The 23,687-nt window shown below is 43.0% G+C and carries 21 protein-coding genes and 2 tRNA genes; 1 reads left to right on the top strand and 22 read right to left on the bottom strand.

The genetic code is table 11. From position 1 onward, the window contains the following. Positions 1-51 precede the first annotated feature (51 nt). A complete protein-coding gene (gene nadA, locus M1E86_RS05385; RefSeq protein ID WP_125893434.1) occupies positions 52-1,092 on the bottom strand; it encodes a quinolinate synthase NadA in 1,041 nt (346 codons plus the stop codon). Between the two features lie 251 nt (positions 1,093-1,343). On the opposite strand from nadA, the gene M1E86_RS05380 reads away from it, so the two are divergent. Continuing rightward, entirely contained in the window at positions 1,344-2,213 is an 870-nt protein-coding gene (locus tag M1E86_RS05380; protein ID WP_213913432.1) for an aminoglycoside 6-adenylyltransferase, read from the top strand. A gap of 984 nt (positions 2,214-3,197) precedes the next feature. On the opposite strand, the gene M1E86_RS05375 is transcribed toward M1E86_RS05380, so the two are convergent. From M1E86_RS05375 to sdhC, 21 genes are all read right to left on the bottom strand, one after another. After that, positions 3,198-3,273: transfer RNA gene (locus M1E86_RS05375), tRNA-Lys, on the bottom strand. 32 nt (positions 3,274-3,305) lie between these two features. Further along, positions 3,306-3,381 (bottom strand) — tRNA-Lys (locus M1E86_RS05370). 196 nt (positions 3,382-3,577) lie between these two features. Continuing rightward, entirely contained in the window at positions 3,578-4,360 is a 783-nt protein-coding gene (gene cpoB, locus M1E86_RS05365; RefSeq protein ID WP_125895179.1) for a cell division protein CpoB, read from the bottom strand. 22 nt (positions 4,361-4,382) lie between these two features. Next, positions 4,383-4,880, bottom strand: a complete 498-nt coding sequence (pal, locus tag M1E86_RS05360; RefSeq protein WP_047756402.1) for a peptidoglycan-associated lipoprotein Pal — start codon at positions 4,878-4,880, stop codon at positions 4,383-4,385. Between the two features lie 44 nt (positions 4,881-4,924). Further along, complete coding sequence (gene tolB, locus M1E86_RS05355) at positions 4,925-6,217, bottom strand: Tol-Pal system beta propeller repeat protein TolB (protein ID WP_426099275.1); 1,293 nt, start codon at positions 6,215-6,217, stop codon at positions 4,925-4,927. Between the two features lie 146 nt (positions 6,218-6,363). Beyond that, positions 6,364-7,458 carry a cell envelope integrity protein TolA gene (gene tolA / locus M1E86_RS05350; RefSeq protein WP_213913430.1) on the bottom strand — a complete coding sequence of 365 codons (1,095 nt, stop codon included), beginning with the start codon at positions 7,456-7,458 and terminating at the stop codon, positions 6,364-6,366. 51 nt (positions 7,459-7,509) lie between these two features. Continuing rightward, positions 7,510-7,932: a colicin uptake protein TolR gene (gene tolR / locus M1E86_RS05345; RefSeq protein ID WP_102138335.1), complete on the bottom strand. Its 423-nt coding sequence runs from the start codon at positions 7,930-7,932 to the stop codon at positions 7,510-7,512. 17 nt (positions 7,933-7,949) lie between these two features. Next, the gene (gene tolQ, locus M1E86_RS05340; protein ID WP_004256787.1) at positions 7,950-8,633 is read right to left on the bottom strand and encodes a Tol-Pal system protein TolQ; all 684 of its coding nucleotides are present in this window, start codon (positions 8,631-8,633) and stop codon (positions 7,950-7,952) included. After that, the gene (gene ybgC, locus M1E86_RS05335) at positions 8,630-9,025 is read right to left on the bottom strand and encodes a tol-pal system-associated acyl-CoA thioesterase (RefSeq protein WP_004256789.1); all 396 of its coding nucleotides are present in this window, start codon (positions 9,023-9,025) and stop codon (positions 8,630-8,632) included. The genes tolQ and ybgC overlap by 4 nt, the downstream gene beginning before the upstream one ends. Positions 9,026-9,159: 134 nt before the next feature. Beyond that, the gene (gene ybgE / locus M1E86_RS05330; RefSeq protein WP_004256791.1) at positions 9,160-9,447 is read right to left on the bottom strand and encodes a cyd operon protein YbgE; all 288 of its coding nucleotides are present in this window, start codon (positions 9,445-9,447) and stop codon (positions 9,160-9,162) included. Between the two features lie 5 nt (positions 9,448-9,452). Beyond that, on the bottom strand, positions 9,453-9,566 hold the full coding sequence (cydX, locus tag M1E86_RS05325) for a cytochrome bd-I oxidase subunit CydX (RefSeq protein ID WP_004909083.1): 114 nt from the start codon (positions 9,564-9,566) through the stop codon (positions 9,453-9,455). An 11-nt stretch (positions 9,567-9,577) separates the two neighbouring features. Next, positions 9,578-10,717: a cytochrome d ubiquinol oxidase subunit II gene (gene cydB, locus M1E86_RS05320; protein WP_213913429.1), complete on the bottom strand. Its 1,140-nt coding sequence runs from the start codon at positions 10,715-10,717 to the stop codon at positions 9,578-9,580. A 13-nt stretch (positions 10,718-10,730) separates the two neighbouring features. Continuing rightward, positions 10,731-12,299, bottom strand: coding sequence for a cytochrome ubiquinol oxidase subunit I (cydA, locus tag M1E86_RS05315; RefSeq protein WP_213913428.1), 1,569 nt, complete (start codon positions 12,297-12,299; stop codon positions 10,731-10,733). Positions 12,300-13,142: 843 nt separating this feature from the next. Then, positions 13,143-14,015 (bottom strand): succinate--CoA ligase subunit alpha, encoded by an 873-nt coding sequence (sucD, locus tag M1E86_RS05310; protein ID WP_125895170.1) that lies wholly within the window; start codon positions 14,013-14,015, stop codon positions 13,143-13,145. Continuing rightward, on the bottom strand, positions 14,015-15,181 hold the full coding sequence (gene sucC, locus M1E86_RS05305; protein WP_004909077.1) for an ADP-forming succinate--CoA ligase subunit beta: 1,167 nt from the start codon (positions 15,179-15,181) through the stop codon (positions 14,015-14,017). The genes sucD and sucC overlap by 1 nt, the downstream gene beginning before the upstream one ends. A 132-nt stretch (positions 15,182-15,313) precedes the next feature. Continuing rightward, positions 15,314-16,525, bottom strand: a complete 1,212-nt coding sequence (odhB, locus tag M1E86_RS05300) for a 2-oxoglutarate dehydrogenase complex dihydrolipoyllysine-residue succinyltransferase (protein ID WP_102138330.1) — start codon at positions 16,523-16,525, stop codon at positions 15,314-15,316. 14 nt (positions 16,526-16,539) lie between these two features. Continuing rightward, positions 16,540-19,353, bottom strand: a complete 2,814-nt coding sequence (gene sucA / locus M1E86_RS05295) for a 2-oxoglutarate dehydrogenase E1 component (protein WP_213913427.1) — start codon at positions 19,351-19,353, stop codon at positions 16,540-16,542. Between the two features lie 496 nt (positions 19,354-19,849). Further along, the gene (locus tag M1E86_RS05290; protein WP_004256824.1) at positions 19,850-20,566 is read right to left on the bottom strand and encodes a succinate dehydrogenase iron-sulfur subunit; all 717 of its coding nucleotides are present in this window, start codon (positions 20,564-20,566) and stop codon (positions 19,850-19,852) included. Positions 20,567-20,601: 35 nt separating this feature from the next. Continuing rightward, positions 20,602-22,368: a succinate dehydrogenase flavoprotein subunit gene (gene sdhA, locus M1E86_RS05285; RefSeq protein WP_125895166.1), complete on the bottom strand. Its 1,767-nt coding sequence runs from the start codon at positions 22,366-22,368 to the stop codon at positions 20,602-20,604. After that, on the bottom strand, positions 22,369-22,713 hold the full coding sequence (gene sdhD, locus M1E86_RS05280; protein WP_004256832.1) for a succinate dehydrogenase membrane anchor subunit: 345 nt from the start codon (positions 22,711-22,713) through the stop codon (positions 22,369-22,371). It lies immediately after the preceding gene. Further along, entirely contained in the window at positions 22,707-23,096 is a 390-nt protein-coding gene (gene sdhC, locus M1E86_RS05275) for a succinate dehydrogenase cytochrome b556 subunit (RefSeq protein ID WP_004909059.1), read from the bottom strand. Before sdhC ends, sdhD begins: the two co-directional genes overlap by 7 nt. Between the last annotated feature and the right edge of the window lie 591 nt (positions 23,097-23,687).

The raw sequence follows: 23,687 nt of genomic DNA, 5'->3' as shown, positions 1-23,687 counted from the left end.
AAGTGATCGTTAATCTTGTATTGCTCAGTACTTCATTTAAAGGGTATTTTATTATTTTAGACTCTCTGCGAAATCTAGCATCTTATTTAATGGCCGTAATGCTTTTTCTCGTAATATTTCACTAACTTGAATTTGGTGGCCTTGGGCACTCCCTTCTAAAGCTTCAGCAATCGCTTTTAAGCCATTCATTGCCATCCAAGGGCAATGTGCACAAGTTCGACATGTTGCGCCCTCACCCGCTGTCGGAGCGATGTAAAGCGTCTTATCCGGGCAAGCTTGCTGCATTTTGTAAAAAATACCTTTATCCGTCGCCACTATCATCGATGGGTTAGGTAAATTTTGTGCGGCTTTAATTAACTGGCTTGTAGAACCCACCGCATCCGCAAGGTCGACAATCGCTTGTGGTGACTCAGGGTGAACCAATACCGCAGCTTCGGGGTACAACGCTTTCATTTTTTCTAATGATTGGGTTTTAAACTCATCATGAACAATACAAGCCCCTTCCCAACAAAGAATATCAGCACCTGTTTGCTGTTGAACATAACGCCCAAGATGACGGTCTGGTGCCCAAATGATTTTTTCACCCAAGCTGTCAAGGTGCTCGATTAACTCAACAGCAATACTGGATGTCACTACCCAATCAGCCCGCGCTTTTACTGCTGCTGATGTATTCGCATACACCACAACAGTCCTATCAGGGTGCTCATCACAAAAACGAATAAACGCCTCTTCAGGACAGCCTATATCCAGAGAACATTGGGCTTCTAATGTTGGCATTAATACTTGCTTTTCTGGGCTGAGAATTTTTGCGGTTTCGCCCATAAATTTCACTCCAGCAACAACTAATGTAGATGCTGAATGTTTAGCCCCAAAACGCGCCATTTCCAGAGAGTCTGCAACGCAGCCTCCCGTTTCTTCAGCTAATGCTTGAATTTCAGGGTCGGTATAGTAGTGTGCAACGATTACCGCATTTTTCTCAACCAAAAGCGACTTAATCTTCTGCCGATAAAAAGCGCTTTCATCCGAGCTTAATCGTGCTGGTTTTGCTGGGAATGGATAAACTGACTGGTCAAAATCGATAAACACGCTCATTGGTTGCCTCTGTTTAGCAAAACGCGATTTTATCACCTTATATAAGTTTAAAACCGCAAGTTTACGCACATTTTGTTTTATATACTAAACAAGATACCCCACTTAGCTTAATAAGTCTCCTTTCTTTTTACCTATCGAATGACCTTTTGAGCTCATATTTCGGCTTTCTTACACTTTTTACGTTTAAACCTTCGCTTTTATATGCCTTTATCGGTATCGTAGCAGCCATTGTTATACTTAATAGGCCAGTTATGGAATCACCTGCATCTTTAATAAATAAAATTATCTCTATTTCATTACTCGATCCAAGAATTGAAGCGGTCATATTGACGGGGTCTCGCGCTCGGGAACAAGACGCTGATAGCTATTCAGATATTGATATTGAATTGATTGGCCATGGTACAACTGAAATATTTAAGCAGAAGTCTTGGATTAATCAGTTTGGTGAACCTTTAGTTGCTCTTCATTTGCTAAATCTTGAAGAAGATGCGCCTGATTGGCCAACCTGTTTGGTCATTTTTAAAGAGGGTCGTAAAGTAGATTTTACTTTTGCTGAACCTGAGCGATTATCTAAGATGAAGCAGGAAGGTTTAGATGCCACTTTTTCTCGTGGTTTTGCTGTATTACTCGATAAAACAGGGATCACCGAAAACTTACCTGAAAGTATTAATCAACAAGTACTCACACCACCTCAATTCACTGCGGAGCAATTTACTGAAGTTGTCTCTGACTTTTGGCATGAAGCTCATCAGGTCACGGTAGCTTTAACTCGAGATGAATTATGGGTCGCATGGTCAAGAAGTGCTGATATGAAACAGTATTTTTTGACCATGATAGAGCGTCTAGTCGCCATGCAAAATAATGATGTTTGGTATAAAGGACGTAACTACCATGAATGGATGCCTAAGGAATATATCGAAGCGCTAGAAATTATCTTTAATTGTGGAACCGCACAAAGTGCCGCACTGTCTCTTCAATGCTTAATGCGTTACTTTAATGAGGCCACTACCGAGGTCGCTAGCCTTCAAGGCTTCGATAACATGCAGGCGATGGCAGAGAATATGCAAGAATTACTTATTGGTATTTTGCAGGACAATGGATTAATACCTGAAATATTTTAAGTGATCCATTTAAAATACAGCAAAGGAGTGCTGTGTTTTTAGTTACATATGTATTTTAATTCCCTTCAACCTAAACACGCTTTTTTCGTCCGTGCTCTACGCCAATATAGACGTTAGGTTCTTCAGTCCGTTTATTTTTTAGATATTTTAAGATGGTGGGTCGTGCAGGATTTAAATCCTTCGGATTTACCCTACGGGCTAAACCTTCAACCAGCTTGTCGAGGTATAGATTAACGACTGAGTGTTAGCTTAGGTGATTATTGATTTGGATTGTTTGCTTAAGATGGTGGGTCGTGCAGGATTTAAATCCTTCGGATTTACCCTACGGGCTAAACCTGCAACCAGCTTGTCGAGGCATGGCTTAGCGACTGAGTGTTTGCTTAAGTGATTATTGATTTGGATTGTTTGTTTGGGAATGGCTTAAGATGGTGGGTCGTGCAGGATTTAAATCCTTCGGATTTACCCTACGGGCTGAACCTGCAACCAGCTTGTCGAGGCATGGCTTAGCGACTGAGTGCTTACTTAGGTGATTATTGGTTTGTATTGTTTGTTTGGGAATGGCTTAAGATGGTGGGTCGTGCAGGATTTAAATCCTTCGGATTTACCCTACGGGCTGAACCTGCAACCAGCTTGTCGAGGTATGGCTTAGCGACTGAGTGCTTACTTAGGTGATTATTGGTTTGGATTGTTTGTTTGGGAATGGCTTAAGATGGTGGGTCGTGCAGGATTTAAATCCTTCGGATTTACCCTACGGGCTGAACCTGCAACCAGCTTGTCGAGGTATGGCTTAGCGACTGAGTGCTTACTTAGGTGATTATTGATTTGGATTGTTTGTTTGGGAATGGCTTAAGATGGTGGGTCGTGCAGGATTTAAATCCTTCGGATTTACCCTACGGGCTGAACCTGCAACCAGCTTGTCGAGGCATGGCTTAGCGACTGAGTGCTTACTTGATTAGGGGTGTATTCGAATTTACGACTTTGAGATGGTGGGTCGTGCAGGATTCGAACCTGCGACCAATTGATTAAAAGTCAACTGCTCTACCGACTGAGCTAACGACCCATCTTGGAATTTCTGATTTTGTATTGTTTAGATGGTGGGTCGTGCAGGATTCGAACCTGCGACCAATTGATTAAAAGTCAACTGCTCTACCGACTGAGCTAACGACCCATCTAAAACAATATTTCTAACTAAATTTCTTTCTGTATCTCGAGATTTTTGGCTAACTACATTCTCGTCTCAACGGCGGCCTATATTACTGATTTCTGACGAGGGTGCAACGATTTTTTTTAAAAAAAAGTTTAAATGCGCACTTATCATACTGATAACCCCGAAATATTCGGTAATATTGCTTCGGGGCTATAAATTAAAGTGTACTCAGTTTTTTTTCGGCTAATTTTGAACCAGCACTGTTTGGATATTGTTTCAATACCTGTTGGTAAACAGCTTTCGCTTTATCTTTTTGTCCTTTATCTTGCATGATCAGCCCAACTTTATATAAGGCTTCGCTGCTTTTTTGGGATTTAGGATATTGCTTAACTACAGTGGCGAAATAAAAAGCAGCATCGTCTTTGCTACCTTTGTTGTAGTTTAACTGCCCCAACCAATAATTGGCGTTAGATTGATACCCAGACTTAGGGTAGGCTTTAATAAAACCTTGTAATGCCCCTATTGCTTGGTCAATTTGAGCTTTGGATTTGCTTTCCATAGCTAGTTTGACTGCGGCATTGTAATCATCTTTCTCATTCCCACCCGTATTGGCCGCTGCCGCAGGTGTTGTTGAGGAAGACGATGCATTCGTTCCAGTCGTTGTTGTATCGCCTGAAGCTGCTGAGTTACCACCACCTGCATTGTCTAATTGCATGTATAAATCTTTCTGACGCTCAATGACTTGATTCAATTTGTATTCACTTTCTTGAATCTGACCGCGCAACATATCGATGTCGCGTTGGTTGTCAGCGAGTTGCTGTTGGATTTGATACAGAATTTGACCTTGAGAGCTAACTGCTGTCTCAAGTTGGGTAAGGCGGTCTGTTGTTGAACCAGATCCGACATTGTTGATTGGCGCTTGGGCAATAGCGGCCCAAGGGGCCGCTACGCCAACCAATAACGACAGACCGACTAGTAAGTGTCTGAAGTTACTGTTCATAATAGATAATTTCGCTTATCTATTAGTATGCAATGACTGCACGACGGTTTTTCGCGTAGTCTGCTTCAGTGTGACCTAACACAGCTGGTTTTTCTTTACCGTAAGAAACCAGTGAAACTTGGTCACCAGAAACACCTTTGCTTTGCAGGTACATTTTAACTGCATTAGCACGACGCTCGCCCAGCGCGATGTTGTATTCTGGAGTACCACGCTCATCCGCATGACCTTCAACAACAACACGTACAGATGGGTTGCTACGCAGGAATGCTGCGTGCGCATCTAACATGTCAGCGTACTCTGGAGATACGTTGTATTTGTCAAAACCAAAGTAAACAGTGTTGTTTTGTTGCAGCTGTTCCATTTGCTGACGTGCCAGCTCTTCCGCAGACAGACCAGTGTTAGTTTGGTTAGTAGAAGTATCTACGCCATCTTGGTCATTGTTTTTGTTAGAGCTACAAGCTGCGACTGCCATGATTGGTAACGCGATCATCAGCCCTTTAAGCACTTTATTCAGTTGCATCGTTTTGATCCTTAATATTTTTTGCCACACATTATTATTATGCATCACAGATACGGCGACCAGGCAGGGAACTTAACCTGTCCATCGGTAGCCGGAAGACGCGCTTTGAAACGCCCGTCGGTCGAAACTAGCTGCAATATAGTCCCCAAGCCTTGAGAGGAGCTATAAATTACCATAGTGCCGTTAGGTGCGATACTCGGCGTTTCATCTAGGAACGTTTTCGTTAAAAACTCAACGTTGTTCGTTGCCAGATCTTGTTTGGCGACATGTTGCTGACCGCCGCCGGAGCTGACCATCACTAAGAAAGTGCCATCCGGGCTAACATCAGCATCCTGATTTTGTGTTCCTTCCCAGGATACACGCTCAGGGCTGCCACCATTAATATTGATTTTATAAATCTGCGGACGTCCCGCCTGATCTGAAGTATAGACTAAAGTTTGGCCATCTGGCATCCAACTTGGTTCCGTATTGTTACTACGACCATCGGTTACCTGACGAATTTGCCCACTTGCTAAGTCCATTACATATAAGTTCAAGCTGCCAGTTTTAGACAATGCAAATGCCAATTTAGTCCCATCCGGAGAGAATGCAGGTGCCCCATTGTGACGAGGGAATGATGCGACCTGACGAACTGCTCCTGTCGATAAGGTTTGAATGACAAGTGCTGAACTACCGCTTTCAAATGTAACGTAAGCCAGTTTCTCACCATCTGGTGACCAAGCTGGCGACATCAAAGGTTCTGGTGAACGGTGAACCGTAAACTGGTTAAAACCGTCATAGTCAGAAACACGTAATTCATATGGATACTGGCTGCCTTTGTTGACAACAATATAAGCAATACGTGTACGGAATGCGCCACGAATACCTGTCAATTTTTCAAAGACTTCGTCACTTGCAGTATGCGCTGCATAGCGTAGCCATTCTTTGGTTACTTTATATTGGTTCTGAGATAAAACAGCCCCTGGGTTAGCTGCGACATCGACTAACTGATAGCTAACAACAAAGCTACCATCGGCTGCAGGCTGAACCTGCCCTACAACAACTGCATTAATACCTAATGCAGTCCACGCTTCAGGGATCACTTCAGAAGCGGTACCCGGTTGTTGAGGCATACGGCTTGGTTCGATAGGGTTAAATTTCCCGCTATTACGCAAATCAGCGCCCACTATTTGGCCAACTTCTTGTGGTGGCGCACCAGCACCTGACCATTTAAACGGCACAACACCAATAGGTTGAGCTGAGTTAACACCTTCAGTGATCTCAATACGTATTTCAGCCTGAGCCACTGTCGCCCATAGCATTAGGAACCCTAAAACTACTTTAAAAGCCTGCTTCATTCTTATCTCCCTTACTGCGGATTATTTACTACCGCAATAATTCGCTGAATTTTAACAAAGGTATAATAACAAAACTAGATACCACACAAACTATTTATGCTATTGCCTTAATAATATCAATACAGACTGCTCTGAGTTATTGAAAATCAAGGCTTAAACACGACTGTGCTACCTGCTTTATTAAATGTATCATAGACTTCTCTGCTAGGTGGCTTAGGCATCGTTGCAAGTTTTGCTGCTCGGATTGCTGCATCACAAAGCGCTGCGTCATTAGCTGGACTATTTTTTGGTGTAATACTCACTAATAGCCCATCAGGTGCAAGCTTCAATTGAAGTTCACAAGTACGCCCACGGAAAGTATCCGAATCATAAAACTTACTTTGGATAGCCGCTTTTACCTTGCCCGCATAGCTGTCCACATCCGCATTGGATGCGCCCGATTTTTTACCGCCGCCTTTTCCAGCTGCAGCTTCGCCACCTTGCTTGCTAGGGCCTGATGCAGTTAAATCGCCGAGTAAATCGTCAACGGAAGCGGCATTTTTTGCTGCCTCAGCCTTAGCTTTTGCCGCTTTGGCTTTCGCTTCTTTATCTGCTTTTTCTTTGGCTTCTTTTTCCGCTTTAGCTTTCGCTTCTTTCTCAGCTTTTACTTTCGCGTCCTTTTCTGCTTTTTCCTTGGCTTCTTTTTCGGCTTTGGCTTTCGCCGCTTCTGCTTCTTTCTGAGCTTGTGCCTCAGCTTTCGCCTTTTCAGCGGCTTGCTCTTTAATTAATTTTTCTTTTTCTGCTTTCGCTTTCGCGGCAGCTTCTTCGGCTATTTTTTGCTCTTCCTTCGCTTTTTTAGCCGCTTCTAATGCTATTTTCTGTTGTTCTTCGGCTTGCTTTTGTTGCTCTGCCGTTGCCCGTTCAGTCTTTATACGCTCTTCTTCAAGTTGCTGAAGACGCTTTTGTTCCTTTTCTTGCTGCTCTCTGAGCTCAGCCTCTTGCTTTTGTTCCTGCTCTTTGCGCTCTTTCGCCGCTTGTCTGACGTTATTTTGCTGCCTTTGCATTTCTTCATATTGCTCAACAACCACGCCCGGGTCAACCATCACCGCATCGATGACAGTTCCCTCTTCCCCGCCACCACCAAGTTTGACGACGGAAACTAAAGAGCCTATAACAATCAACCCAATCAATAGGATGTGCAATACGATTGACATCACTAATGATCGATTTAAGTTATCTTTTTTCTCTTTTGTCTTTCCCACTCTGGTATCCAAAAAAAGAATTGTGACTTATTCAAACGACAATAACCCAGCCTAAATAGGCTGAGTCATCAAGCCAACCGATTTTATCCCTGCGCTGTGTAATATATTCAGCGCCTTAATCACTTCTTCATAAGGGACTTCTTTTGCTCCACCAATCAAGAAAACTGCTTTGGGGTTTTTCTCTAATTGAGATTTTGCCTCTGCCGCAATTTGCTCTGGTGGTAGCAATTCTAAAACCTCACCATCAAGACGCATATTATATTGGCCAACCCCCGACACTTCTAAAATAATCGGTGGGTTATCACTTGATGATACGGTTTGTGTATCTGTTGCATCCGGCAGCTCAACTTCCACACTTTGAGAAATAATCGGTGCTGTTGCCATAAATATCAGCAACAGTACCAACAATACGTCCAGTAATGGAACTATGTTGATTTCGGATTTCAGCTCACGTCTGCGACTTGTGCGCGCCATTCGCTTATCTCCCCGTCTTATTTCTTATCAGCAGAGAAGGCTTGACGATGCAAGATGGCCAAAAACTCTTCCATAAAGTTATCGTAGTTTTGCTCTAATTTGCTAACACGTAAGTTCAAACGGTTGAATGCCATAACGGCAGGGATCGCTGCAAATAAGCCTATTGCGGTTGCAATAAGTGCTTCGGCAATACCCGGTGCAACCATTTGTAATGTTGCTTGTTTTACCGCACCCAATGCAATAAACGCATGCATAATCCCCCAAACGGTACCAAATAAACCAATATATGGGCTAATTGAACCTACAGTACCTAAAAATGGGATGTGCGCTTCAACTGATTCAAGCTCACGATTCATTGAAATACGCATTGCACGAGAAGCGCCTGTTACGACCGCATCGGGTGCATGAATATTCGCTTGGTGTAAACGAACGAACTCTTTAAAACCAGAGTGGAAAATCTGTTCGGCACCACTTAATTCATCACGGCGAGCTTGGCTTTCTTTATATAAGCGCGATAGCTCGATACCTGACCAGAACTTATCTTCAAATGCTTCCGCTTCACGCGTTGCCGCATTTAAAATTTTTGTTCTTTGAATAATGATCGCCCATGATGCGATAGAAAAACCGATCAAAACGAACATAATGAGCTGAACCAAAAGGCTCGCTTTAAGGAATAAATCCAGGATATTCATGTCAGTCACTGTTTAAACTCCGCGACAATAGACTTAGGAAGCGCAATCGGCTTCATTTTTGATGTGTCCACACAAGCAATAAGGGCATTAGCCCCACAAAGCAGGTTACCTTGCGAATCAACTAACCTTTGCTGAAAAGTGAGTGAAGCACGTTTCATTTCAATAATTTGTGTTTCAACTTCCAGCAGGTCATCCAGCTTCGCCCCTTTAACAAAATCAATTGTCATGCTTCGCACAACGAAGCCAAGGTTCTCAGCAAGCATACTTTGTTGATTGATACCTTTATTTCGCAGCATCTCAGTTCTTGCTCGCTCAAAAAAGGCTAAATAGCGTGCATGATAAACAACACCGCCCGCATCTGTATCTTCATAATACACGCGAACAGGCCAGCGAAATAACATAACAATCACTCCGTCTTAGGTTAAATTAATTAACGGTGCCACTATACGCAAGACAGTGCCAGTTTGGAATCACTTTGAAAGTAAAGATATCAAAAATAATTATGGGTCCATTGACCCATAATTAGCAATTAGAATTATCTAAAGACCTGAAAAAGTCCCCAAATAAGAATGATGGCAGCAGGCAATGGATGAAAAATTGCACGAAAGATAACTTTTTTAGGTTTAAAACCCACACCAAAAATCATCGCGGTACACGTTGCCCATATTAACAACAGCCCTTGCCATATTTGAAATGAACTGGTTTTTGCAGCAAATAGGGTTGGATCCCACATGACTGCACCTGCAGTAACTAAAGCTAAAATAAGGATAAGGGCCCTTATCGGCCCCTTATCCAATAGCTGATAGGTTTTATCCACCAGCATTTTTATTACTCACCATCTTTAGCGGCTTTAGAGTCTTCAGAGTGCTCTAACGCTAATGCTGCAATCACTGCAAAACTACAAGCTAACAGCGTGCCGAGGATCCAGGCGAAATACCACATAGTTATGCTCCTTAATACAGTGAGTGCTTGTTGCCTTCGATGAAGTTTTTGTCCAAACGACCGAACATTTTGTAGTAACACCATGCGGTGTATGCCAGTACGATTGGTACAAAGATAATAGCAACAACAGTCATTACTTGCAGTGTGAACAAGCTAGATGTTGCATCCCACATGGTCAAACTTGCGTTTGGCATGATGCTTGAAGGCATGATGAATGGGAACATTGCTACACCACAGGTTAAAATGATACAAGCGATAGTTAATGAAGAACTCACAAACGCCCAACCATTTTTGTCTGCTTTACTAAACAGCATTGTGATTAACGGTAATCCTACACCCAGAGCAGGCAATGCCCACAAGATTGGGTAAGTATTAAAATTAGTCAACCAAGCACCTGATTCAACAGCGACTGTTTTGTTCAGTGGGTTTGACACAGCCATAGTATCAATAGTTGAAGTGATAACATAACCATCAATGCCCATGACTAACCAAACACCCGCACCTGCAAATGTTAACAATGTGACTAACGCACAGATATAGGTTGCTTTACGCACACGTAGATACAGTTCGCCAGTGGTACGCATTTGCAGATAAGTTGCACCTTGGGTAACAATCATCATTAAACCAACGACACCCGCCAACAGGCCATATGGGTTTAGCAGACCAAACAGGTTACCCGTGTAGGTCAAATACTGTTGGTTATCAATTTGCAGTGGAACACCTAATAACAGGTTACCAAACGCAACACCGATAACTAATGGTGGAACGAAACCACCAATAAACAGACCCCAGTCCCACATATTACGCCATTTTTGGTTCTCCAGTTTTGAACGGTAATCGAAACCAACCGGACGGAAGAACAATGCTGCTAGCACTAAAATCATCGCGATATAGAAACCGGAGAATGATGCAGCATAAACCTGAGGCCATGCAGCAAACATCGCACCACCCGCTGTGATTAACCAAACTTGGTTACCATCCCAGTGCGGTGCAACGGCGTTAATCATGATACGGCGTTCAGTATCTGTTTTACCTAAAATAGGTAATAAGAAGCCAACGCCCATGTCAAAGCCATCCGTGACAGCAAACCCAATCAGTAATACACCGATAAGGATCCACCACACAAATCGAAGAACTTCATAATCAAACATAAGTGGCTCCTATTTACTGAACGTCGTGTGTAGAAGTGTTTTTCTGTTCAAAGTGGTAGCGACCGGTTTTCAGGCTACTAGGCCCTTTACGAGCGAATTTGAACATTAAGAACATTTCTGCAATTAAGAACAGTGTGTACAGACCACAAATCAATACCATAGAGAAGATCAGGTCATGAGTCGTCAAGTTGGAGTGTGCAACCGAAACAGGTAACACTTCACCGATTGCCCATGGCTGGCGACCATACTCTGCAACAAACCAACCTGATTCAATTGCAATCCATGGTAGTGGAATACCGAATAGTGCAATACGTAGCAACAGTTTATTTTGACCAATACGGTTACGAACTACTGACAGGAATGCCCAGCCAATAATCAACAGTAACAGGAAGCCAACGCCAACCATGATACGGAATGCCCAGAACAGAGGCCCAACGTTAGGAATACTATCTTTCACTGCTTTTTGGATTTGAGCTTCAGTTGCATCAACAACATTTGGTGCATATTGTTTTAACAGAAGACCATAACCAAGATCTTTTTTGTTTATTTCAAATGCTGAGCGCAGTTCAGGGTCTTTATTACCTGCAAGAAGCTCTTGTAACTGACCGTATGCAATCATACCGTTACGAATACGAACTTCGTGTTGTTTCATTAAGTCTTTCAGACCTAATACAGGCGTATCGATTGAACGGGTTGTAATAATACCCATCGCCCAAGGAATCGAGATAGCAAATTTATTTTCTTGCTTTTCAGTGTCCGGCCAAGCGATTAAGTTAAACGCAGCTGGTGGAGCATGGGTTTCCCACTCTGCTTCAACAGCAGCCAATTTGGTTTTTTGAACGTCCCCCATTTCGTAACCTGATTCATCACCAAGAACGATAACAGACAGTACGGCAGCAATACCAAAGCTTGCAGCAATTGCAAAAGAACGTTTAGCAAAAGCAACATCACGACCTTTAAGTAGGTAGTAAGAGCTAATACCAAGGACAAACATTGCACCGGTACAATAACCCGCAGCAACTGTGTGGACGAACTTAACCTGCGCAACTGGGTTTAAGACTAGCTCTGAGAAGCTAACCATTTCCATACGCATTGTTTCAAAGTTGAAATCAGCAGCGATTGGGTTTTGCATCCAACCGTTCGCAACTAAGATCCACAAAGCAGAGAAGTTAGAACCTAAAGCAACTAACCATGTTACAGCTAGGTGTTGTTTTTTGCTTAAACGATCCCAACCAAAGAAGAATAAACCGACGAACGTTGATTCTAAGAAGAACGCCATCAGACCTTCGATTGCAAGAGGTGCACCGAAGATATCTCCAACATAGTGCGCGTAGTAAGACCAGTTAGTACCGAATTGGAACTCCATGGTCAGACCCGTTGCAACACCCAGAGCAAAGTTAATACCAAATAACTTACCCCAGAACTTAGTCATATCTTTATAAATTTGCTTGCCTGACAGTACATATACCGTTTCCATGATCGCAAGCAAAAACGCCATACCTAGCGTTAATGGTACGAACAGGAAGTGATACATCGCAGTTAAGGCAAACTGTAATCGTGACAGTTCGACAATATCAAACATCTTGACTCCTTGCTCCTAGCAGGAAGACACCGACTTGCGGCAACCCAGCTTCCAGTTTTAAATACTTAGAAAGCCTCTTAACTACCAGCAAAAAATGCCTCAAAACAACAAAAAATTAACAAAATTAAAAGAACAAACGTTACTATAATAATAGTACGCTTATCTTCACACACAATAAACTTCTTTTACGTGATTCAGATTTGAATTCTGAATTTACATCAATAATTATACCCTTTAATAGAAAATCGAGTATTTGATCGAGCACCAATTTAAGCAATTTGAACAAATAAAGCCAGAGGCAATGAATTGATTTGCGTCAATTTTTTTCCTGTTGTTAATTGCTATACCTGTCAGTCAATTAATGGTTATTTACTTGTTAAATTGCTGTTATTGATAATGACATAAATGTTCTTAATTTTTCTAAAGATTAACAAAAAATATAATCATTGAATTAACGACTCGAAAAAAGAATATTTAATTTGTAATAGTATCTTATTTTAAACTTATTATGAATTTTATTAATATAGCCGTTTTTCTCAACAAAACTGTTATATTGGCCAAATTGAATAACCGACAATATTTTAAATATTGATATGCCGCAATTTCTCTCTTTTTTGCATAAAGTGCGATTAACATCGCCCATGCTTACCTAAATTGCCTTTTTATAATCTATTTGCCTTCATATAAGCCTATAGAACGTATTTTTAAGTATAGGCATACTTTTCAAAAAACCGCATAACCCTATAAAAATTATTTGGATAATTTTTTAAAGAGATAAAAAAACCCGCGCTCACTGAGCACGGGCTTTCGTCTCTTACTCTTGCTAGTTACCTAGCGAATTACTTATTTGTTCAACAGTGATTTGACTGCATCACCGATGTCTGCAAGGCTGCGAACGGTTTTCACGCCAGCAGCTTCTAGTGCAGCAAATTTCTCATCTGCAGTCCCTTTACCGCCTGCAATGATTGCACCTGCGTGGCCCATACGTTTGCCTTTTGGTGCAGTAACACCAGCAATATAACCGACAACAGGCTTAGTCACATGCTTTTTAATATAATCAGCCGCTTCTTCTTCTGCGTTACCACCGATTTCACCGATCATCACGATAGCTTCAGTTTGTGGATCCTCTTGGAACAACTTCAGAATATCAATGAAGTTTGAACCTGGAATTGGGTCACCACCGATACCTACGCAAGTTGATTGACCTAAGCCTGCATCTGTTGTTTGTTTAACAGCTTCATAAGTCAACGTACCTGAACGTGAAACGATACCGACTTTACCTGGCATATGGATATGGCCTGGTTGGATACCAATTTTACATTCACCCGGCGTGATAACACCTGGGCAGTTAGGACCAATCATACGAACGCCTGCTTCGTCTAATTTCACTTTAACTGTCAGCATATCCAGTGTTGGAATACCTTCAGTAATAGTGATGATCAGTTTGATGCCAGCATCAATAGCTTCTAAGATAGAATCTTTACAAAATGGTGCTGGAACATAAATAACAGAGGCTGTTGCGCCCGTAGCTTCTACGGCTTCACGAACGGTGTTAAATACAGGTAAACCTAAGTGAACAGTGCCACCTTTACCTGGTGTTACACCACCGACCATTTGCGTGCCATAAGCAATCGCTTGTTCTGAATGGAATGTACCTTGACCACCAGTGAAACCTTGGCAAATTACTTTAGTGTTTTTATCGATTAAAATAGACATTATTTAGCCTCCGCTGCTGCTACTGCTTTCTTAGCTGCATCTGTCAGGCTGTTTGCAGCGATAATGTTCAAGCCGCTATCTGCCAGTTTTTTAGCACCTAACTCTGCATTATTACCTTCTAAACGCACAACGACTGGTACATTTACGCCAACTTCTTCAACTGCACCAATGATGCCGTCTGCAATCAGGTCGCAGCGAACGATACCACCAAAGATGTTAACAAAAACCGCTTTCACGTTTTCATCAGAAAGAATGATTTTAAATGCTTCAGTTACACGCTCTTTTGTTGCGCCGCCGCCAACATCTAAGAAGTTAGCCGGTGCACCACCGTGTAGTTTAACGATGTCCATAGTACCCATAGCAAGGCCCGCACCGTTAACCATACAACCGATATTACCGTCTAATGCTACGTAATTCAGTTCCCACTGAGCAGCTTGTGCTTCACGTGCATCTTCTTGTGATTCATCACGCAGTTCACGAATTTCTGGCTGACGATATAACGCGTTGCTATCGATACCTAATTTACCATCTAAGCAAACTAAATCACCTGCAGTACTGATAACCAATGGGTTGATTTCCGCTAATGCTAAATCGCGTTCTAAGAATAATGTAGCCAGACCCATGAAAATTTTCGCGAATTGGCTAACTTGTTTGCCAGTTAAGCCTAATTTAAATGCTAACTCACGACCTTGGAAAGGCATTGGGCCAGTCAGTGGGTCGATAATCGCTTTGTGAATTAACTCTGGAGTCTCTTCTGCGACTTTCTCAATTTCCACGCCACCTTCGGTAGATGCCATGAATACAACGCGACGAGTACTACGATCTACAACCGCACCTAAATAGAGTTCTTTCGCAATATCAGTTGCCGTTTCAACCAAAATTTGGTTAACCGGTTGGCCATTTGCATCTGTTTGATAAGTGACTAAGTTTTTACCTAACCAGTGTTCTGCAAACGCTTTAACTTCATTGATATCACTAGTGACTTTTACGCCGCCAGCTTTACCGCGTCCACCTGCGTGAACTTGGCATTTAATTACCCATGGGCCGTCGCCAATTTTTTTAGCAGCATCGACGGTTTCAGCGACTGATGAACAGGCATAACCTGTCGGTGCAGGCATCCCATAACGTGCAAACAACTGTTTTGCCTGGTACTCGTGTAAATTCATGATGTTCTATCCATAATTGAGTCTGAAGAGGCGTTTATTCGCCTCCTGCAATTGTTACTGATTTAGCAACCCGCGAACGGGTTGCATCGGTTACTTCAGACCGGGCAAGTTGTATCCTGCCCTGTTATGTTGCTATACGTCCAGCAGTAAACGAGTTGGATCTTCCAGCATATCTTTGATAGCGACTAAGAAGCCAACTGACTCACTACCATCGATTAAACGGTGGTCGTAAGACAGTGCTAAATACATCATAGGAAGAATCTCTACCTTACCATTTACAGCCATAGGGCGGTCTTTAATGGCATGCATGCCTAAAATCGCGCTCTGTGGTGGGTTAATGATAGGTGTAGACATCAGAGAACCGAATACGCCACCATTAGTGATAGTGAAGTTACCACCACTTAAGTCTTCGACAGTTAATTTACCGTCACGACCTTTAACAGCCAGTTCTTTAATTTTTTTCTCGATATCCGCCATACTCATTGCATCGACATCACGCAGAACTGGCGTTACCAGACCACGTGGTGTTGAAACCGCAATGCTGATATCGAAATAGTTATGGTAAACCACATCATCGCCATCAATAGAAGCATTCACTTCTGGGTAGCGCTTCAGTGCTTCAACCGCAGCTTTCACATAGAAAGACATAAAGCCTAAACGAACACCATGACGTTTTTCGAATACTTCGCCATATTGTTTACGTAAGTCTTTGATTGGTTGCATATTGACTTCGTTAAAGGTCGTCAACATTGCAGTGGTGTTTTTCGCTTCTAACAGGCGCTCAGCAATACGTTTACGTAAACGCGTCATTGGAACACGTTTTTCGCTACGGTGTGCTAAAGGCGCTTGTGGAGCCGCTGGTGCTTTCGCCGCTGGCGCCGCAGATTTATTTGCAGCTAAATGTTTTTCAACATCTTCACGCGTTAAACGACCACCAACACCCGTACCTTTGATATCTGCAGGGTTTAAGTCATGCTCAGCAATTAAACGACGAATAGCTGGCGTCAGCGCATCGTTGCTTTCTGTTTCTAAGCTTGCAGTTTGACGTTGGGCAGGTGTTGATTCTTGTGCTTCTTTTACTTCAGCAGGAATACCTGTGCTATCGCCTAAACGAATGCGCCCCAGTAACTGCTTAGACAACACCGTTGCACCTTCATCTTCAACGATAGCTTCTAATACACCAGCTTCACTTGCAGGAACTTCTAATACGACTTTATCTGTTTCGATCTCAACCAGTACTTCGTCACGCTGAACACTGTCACCTGGTTTTTTATGCCATGTGGCAACCGTAGCATCTGCAACGGACTCAGGAAGATCGGGAACAAGAATTTCTACGCTACTCATTTTCTATCCTTTAATTATTCAATGTTCAAAGCGTCATTAACCAGGGCTTTTTGTTGTTCCTGGTGTACGGACGTATAGCCAACTGCTGGAGATGAAGAAGCAGCTCGACCTGCATAACGTAAAGTTGCCCCTGCTGGGATAGCTTCACGGAAATTATGTTGACTGCAATACCAAGCACCTTGGTTTAATGGCTCTTCTTGACACCATACAAAGTCTTTTACATCAGTAAATTGCGCCAACGCTTTTTGGATGTCTTCGTGTGGGAACGGATATAACTGCTCGATACGCACGATAGCAACGTCAGTTTGTTCATTTTTACGACGTTGTTCTAACAGATCGTAATAGACTTTCCCTGAACACAGAATGACGCGTTTCACATTTTTCGGATTGATTTCATCGATTTCACCGATAACTGGCTCAAACTTACCGTTTGCCAATTCTTCCATGCTAGAGACCGCTAATGGATGACGTAGCAGAGATTTTGGTGACATCACAATCAGAGGACGACGCATGCCACGTAAGGCTTGGCGACGTAACATGTGATAAACCTGAGCCGGTGTTGACGGCACACACACTTGCATGTTTTGGTCAGCACACAGTTGCAGGTAACGTTCTAAACGTGCAGATGAGTGCTCTGGCCCCTGACCTTCATAACCATGAGGCAGTAGCATTACCAGACCACACATACGACCCCATTTTTGCTCACCAGAGCTAATAAATTGGTCGATAACCACTTGCGCACAGTTAGCGAAGTCACCGAATTGTGCTTCCCAAATAGTCAGTGCACGAGGCTCAGTAGTGGCATAGCCATATTCGAATGCTAATACCGCGTTTTCAGTCAGAACAGAGTCCCAAACATTAAAGACGCCTTGACCGTTATGGATATTTTGCAGCGGAACGTAAACTGAGCCATTCGTTTGGTTGTGAACAACGGCATGACGGTGGAAGAATGTACCACGACCCGCGTCTTCACCCGATAAACGCACTGGAATACCTTCATCAACTAACGTTGCATACGCTAAAGTTTCAGCAGCGCCCCAGTCGAGTAATTTTTCACCTTTCGCCATTTCGGCACGGTCTGCGTAGATTTTCTCAACGCGTGATTGCGCAACCACACCTTCAGGGATTGTGCTAACTTTGGTTGCTAGCTCAGTTAGGCGTTTGATATCAACAGTTGATTTATACGACTCATCCCATTCATGGTTTAAATATGGAGCCCACGTGTATGAGTTCAGGCCCATTTCACGGTATTCTTCAACCACACAGTCACCCGCATCTAATGCATCACGATACAGATTAACCATTTCAGTGACATCATTGGCACTTAATACGTTTTCAGCAATTAAACGGTCTGCATAAATTTTACGTGGCGTTGGATGCTGTTTGATTTTTTGATACATCACTGGCTGAGTTGCACTTGGCTCATCCGCTTCGTTATGGCCATGGCGGCGATAACACACTAAATCAATCATGACATCACGCTTGAACGTATTACGGAAATCCAATGCCAAACGCGTTACAAATGCCACGGCTTCTGGATCATCCGCATTCACGTGGAAAATTGGTGCCTGTACCATCTTCACAACGTCTGTACAGTACTCTGTAGAACGGGTGTCTTTCGGATTTGAAGTTGTGAAACCAATTTGGTTGTTAATCACGATACGTACAGTACCACCAACTTCATAACCACGAGCTTGAGACATGTTCAATGTTTCTTGCACAACGCCTTGGCCAGTGACTGCTGAGTCACCATGAATGGTAATTGGCAGAACCATGTTACTGCGGCCTTCGTCCAGGCGGTCACGGCGTGCACGTACGGAACCAATAACTACTGGGCTAACAATTTCAAGGTGAGACGGGTTAAATGCTAATGCTAAGTGAACACGAGAGCCTGCGGTTTCAAAGTCAGAGGAGAAACCTTGGTGATATTTAACGTCACCCGCACTAGAGTGGTCTTTATGTTTGCCCGCGAACTCATCAAATAATTCGCCCGGTTTTTTACCTAAGATATTAACAAGAACGTTTAAACGACCACGGTGAGCCATTCCCAAAACAACTTCACGGGTATCTTGTTTGCCTGCGTGGTGGATTAAATCTTTCAACATTGGGATCAGTGAATCACCACCTTCCAATGAGAAACGTTTTGCACCTGGGAATTTAGCCCCGATGTAACGCTCAAGCCCCTCAGCTGCTGTTAATTCTGCTAAGAAGCGTTTCTTCTCTTCTACTGAGAAGATTTTAGAAACGTCAACAGACTCAAGGCGCTGTTGGATCCAACGTTTTTCTTCTGTATTAGTGATATGCATATATTCTGCACCGATAGAACCGCAATAAATACGTTTCAGGTGGTCATATAGCTCACTCAGCTTCATGGTTTCTTTGCCAATCGCAAATGAACCCACGTTGAAGGTTTCGTTGAAGTCTTCTTTCGTCAGGTTATGGAATGCTGGGTCTAAATCTGGAACAGATTCACGTTTCCAAAGACCTAACGGATCAAGATTCGCATTTTGGTGCCCGCGGAAGCGGAACGCATTGATTAATTGCAAAACTTTAACTTGTTTTGCGTCGATAGCTGGATCGCTAACAGAGGTGTGATAACGTGTAGAGTCTTTTGCTAAGCGGCGGAAGTAATCGCGCGCTTGGGAGTGGAATTGCTCACCGCTAGTGCCGAGTGCTGCACCAGGAAGTTGCTCAAAAATTGCTTTCCACTCGGCATCGACAGAGTTAGGGTCAGTCAGATAATCTTCATAGAGCTGTTCTATATAAGTCTGGTTCGCGCCTGCCAGAAAGCTTGAATCCAGCCAGTCCTTCATTACGCCGTTCTGCATTGTGATCCCTTAAGCTTTTAAAGCTTTAGTTTTCGCCGTGGTTAACTAATTGCCGCATTTAAGCGACCTCGATAAAGGTTCTCTTGGACGTGCTTTATGCATGTTCTCTCTTTGGGAGGCCCTTTATCAGTAAGGGTTTCCCTTTTAAGGAACCTTTAAAAACTGGCTGCGGTTTTTAAAGGCCCCTATGCGTGGGCTGTCGTCTTCATCTTTTGCAGTTGGCTATTTTTTCTACTTGTTACTGTTACTTTCTTTGCTTTCACTTTTTTACGCTTTTGTAATGACAACGTTTTAATAAGTACTACTTTTTATGGGTGACAATGTTACTTTCTGATGCTCTTTGTTGGTATTTCGTTTTCGCGCTTTTGTGAGCTTCCGCGCATTAAACTCCTAATATTGTTTTTACTTTACGCGATTCTTTTAACTTATGTTTTTATTTTGTGCTATTCCTATTTTAACCCACAGCACCTAAGCACTGTGGGTTAAATATTCATAATTAAGCGCTATGTTTTAGCAACATAGATTTAATATGACCGATAGCTTTCGTTGGATTTAGCCCTTTAGGGCATACATTGACACAATTCATGATGCTATGACAGCGGAAGACACTAAAAGCGTCGTTCAGATCATCTAATCGTGAATCAGTTTCAGTATCGCGGCTATCAATTAAGAAGCGATACGCTGCCAACAAGCCTGCAGGCCCGATAAACTTGTCTGGATTCCACCAGAACGATGGGCAAGAAGTCGAACAACAAGCACACAAAATACACTCATATAAACCATCGAGTTTTTCACGTTGTGCAGGAGTTTGTAAATTCTCACGCGCTGGTGGATTTTTGTTATCATTAATCAAATATGGACGAATTTTTTCGTATTGGGTATAGAACTGAGTCATATCGATAATCAGGTCACGCACAACAGGCAGACCCGGTAATGGACGAATGACAATTTTCTTCCCACCACGGATTAACGCGGATAATGGCGTAATACACGCCAACCCGTTTTTACCGTTCATATTCAGGCCATCGGAACCACATACCCCTTCACGACAAGAACGACGGAAAGAGAGTGTTGGGTCTTGCTCTTTGATTTGGATTAACGCATCCAGTAACATCATGTCACGCCCTTCAGGAACTTCTAGCGTGTAATCTTGCATACGTGGTGCGTTGTCCACATCAGGATTGTAGCGATAAATCGAAAATTGTAATTTCATAGTTTATTTCTCCGCAACTGGATTAACACCACGCATTAGTAGGTACGAATTTTCGGTGGGAAGGCTTCACGCAATTTTGGCTGCATGTTGACTTCACGACGCGTCATCGTTTCAGATTGCGGTAAATATAATGAGTGACATAACCAATTCGCATCATCTCGCTCAGGGTAGTCAAAGCGGCTATGCGCACCACGACTTTCTGTACGGAAGTTTGCAGCTTGTGCCGTTGCATAAGCCGTTTCCATCAGGTTATCCAGTTCTAAACATTCGATACGCTGCGTATTAAACTCAGTCGAAGTATCATCAAGGCGTGCATTTTGCAAACGCTCACGGATCACTTTCAGCTCTTCTAAACCTTTCGCCATTGCATCACCTTCACGGAATACCGAGAAGTTATGCTGCATGCAGGTTTGCAGTGCTTTACGGATTTCAGTTGGATCTTCACCCGTGCGAGCACCTTCCCAACGGTTAAAACGTGTCATTGCTGCATCAATATCAGATTCAGATGCATCACGCATTGAACCTTGCTCCATGATGGATTCTTTCAGATGCAGACCCGCTGAGCGACCAAATACCACTAAGTCGAGCAGTGAATTACCGCCTAATCGGTTAGCGCCGTGTACTGACACACAGGCAATTTCGCCGACTGCAAACAAGCCAGGAATGACTTCATCTTCACCTTTTTCGTTATAACGAATGGCTTGGCCTGTAACTTTAGTCGGAATACCGCCCATCATGTAGTGGCAAGTCGGGATAACAGGGATTGGCTCTTTGATTGGGTCAACGTGAGCAAAGGTACGAGATAACTCAAGGATACCCGGTAAACGAGATTCCAGAACTTCTTTTCCTAAGTGGTCCAATTTCAGTTTAGCATGTGGACCCCATGGGCCATCACAACCACGACCTTCACGAATTTCAATCATGATTGAACGCGCAACAACGTCACGACCCGCAAGGTCTTTCGCGTTCGGCGCATAACGCTCCATGAAACGCTCGCCGTCTTTATTCAACAGGTAACCACCTTCACCACGGCAACCTTCTGTCACGAGAACACCCGCGCCAGCGATCCCCGTAGGGTGGAATTGCCACATTTCCATATCTTGTAGTGGTACACCTGCACGAGCAGCCATTCCCACGCCATCACCCGTATTGATGTGCGCATTAGTGGTTGATTGGTAAATACGACCCGCACCACCCGTTGCTAAAATAGTTGCTTTCGCTTTGAAATAAACCAGTTCGCCGGTTTCCATACAAATTGCAGTACAACCTACAATATCGCCGTCTTGGTTTTTAACTAAATCAAGGGCATACCATTCAGAAAAAATGGTTGTATGGTTTTTTAAGTTCTGTTGATACAAGGTATGTAACAGTGCATGGCCAGTACGGTCAGCTGCGGCTGCAGTACGCGCAGCTTGCTCACCACCGAAGTTTTTAGACTGACCACCAAATGGACGTTGATAAATACTTCCATCATCAAGGCGAGAGAATGGCAACCCCATATGTTCTAATTCGAGGATAGCCTCTGGCCCTGTTTGACACATATATTCGATAGCGTCTTGGTCACCGATGTAGTCGGAACCTTTAACAGTGTCATACATGTGCCATTCCCAGTTATCAGGATGCGTGTTACCTAAAGCAACCGTGATACCACCTTGCGCTGATACAGTATGAGAACGGGTTGGAAAAACTTTTGACAGAAGCGCACAAGATAGGCCCATCTGTGAAATTTGAAGTGCTGCGCGCATACCTGCGCCACCCGCACCGATAACAATAGCGTCAAACTCTCTGATTGGCAGATTCATTTATGCACCCCACACAACAATTGTTCCGTAAATTAAATAAGCCAACAGACCTACAACGATAGCCAGTTGCAATACTAAACGAATTGCTAAAGGTTTAACGTAGTCAGTCAGCACTTGCCACATGCCAATCCACGCATGAACAAGAATCGAGAACAACGTGAGGATAGTGAATACTTTCGTCACAGAAGAAGCAAAAAAGCCACGCCAGACGTCATAGGTAATGTCGTTAATAGCAACAAAACCAACAATGTAGAGTACGTAGAGCGCGATAACAATCGCAGAACCACGGATTAATAGCCAGTCCTGGATACCAGTACGGCCTAAAGCAGAAGCATTACTTACCATACTAAAATCCCCGCCAGAATTGCTAAAATCACGGTAATGACAAATGTAATTTTTGCAGATGAGTTACCAGCAGCAAGCGTTTCATCAACACAACCGAAATCCATTAGCATATGACGAATACCACCACAGATGTGGTAAGCCAAAGCTGTCAAGATGCCCCAAAGAATGAACTTAGCAAAAAAGCCAGTCATTATTTCAGACGCGTATTGAAAACCTTCTGGAGAGGAGAGAGATGTCCCTAACAACCAAAGCAGAATACCAACTGCGATGAGAGTAATGACGCCAGAGACACGGTGCAAGATCGAAGATATTGCAGTGATCGGGAAATGAATCGTCTGCAAATCAAGGTTGACAGGTCTTTGTTTTTTCACAATTTTGCCCACACAGCTCTTTATTATTTTCCATCCTCCGGACCTGGGGTGGAAATCAGACAGCGACAGGGGTACAAAATGCAACTTAACACAAACTCTAATCCATCATGTTTAAATAAAGTTGCATACTGATCACGCTGGGAACTCCTACTACAGGGTAATCCGGAGACCTGCCGCTAGTATAAAGTCTTCACAATGCCATTACAATTCCCACACAAAATGTTTGGAGACATTTAGCCCGAACAGTGAGAGGGATCACGATTTAAACATTTTGTATAAATGTGCTTATCTTATTTGACAATGATTCAACATTTATCTTACATATAGGTCTGGCAGAATTATCTTAACGGTGCTGTTGACACTTCATCGTAAAAGAAAAAAACGTGAATGTTGCAATGTTAAATACTCTTCAATTTGAACTATGATGGGTATTAATAACAAAAGTTATGAAAGTTGTTCCTCTTACCACAAATAATGATATTGTAGGGAAAACAACAAAAAGAACATAACATCTACACACTCATAAACAACCTAACTACATTGTCGTCGGTCTCAGATTTCAGGTTTTATGTGATAGCGAGCTGATTTCCAAAGCATACCGGT

This window comes from Providencia sp. PROV200 (assembly GCF_049901995.1).
GTDB classification, from domain to species: Bacteria; Pseudomonadota; Gammaproteobacteria; order Enterobacterales; family Enterobacteriaceae; genus Providencia; species Providencia rettgeri_E.
Note: the sequence above shows the minus strand (reverse complement) of the source record. Positions and strands in the feature narration are given on the sequence as shown.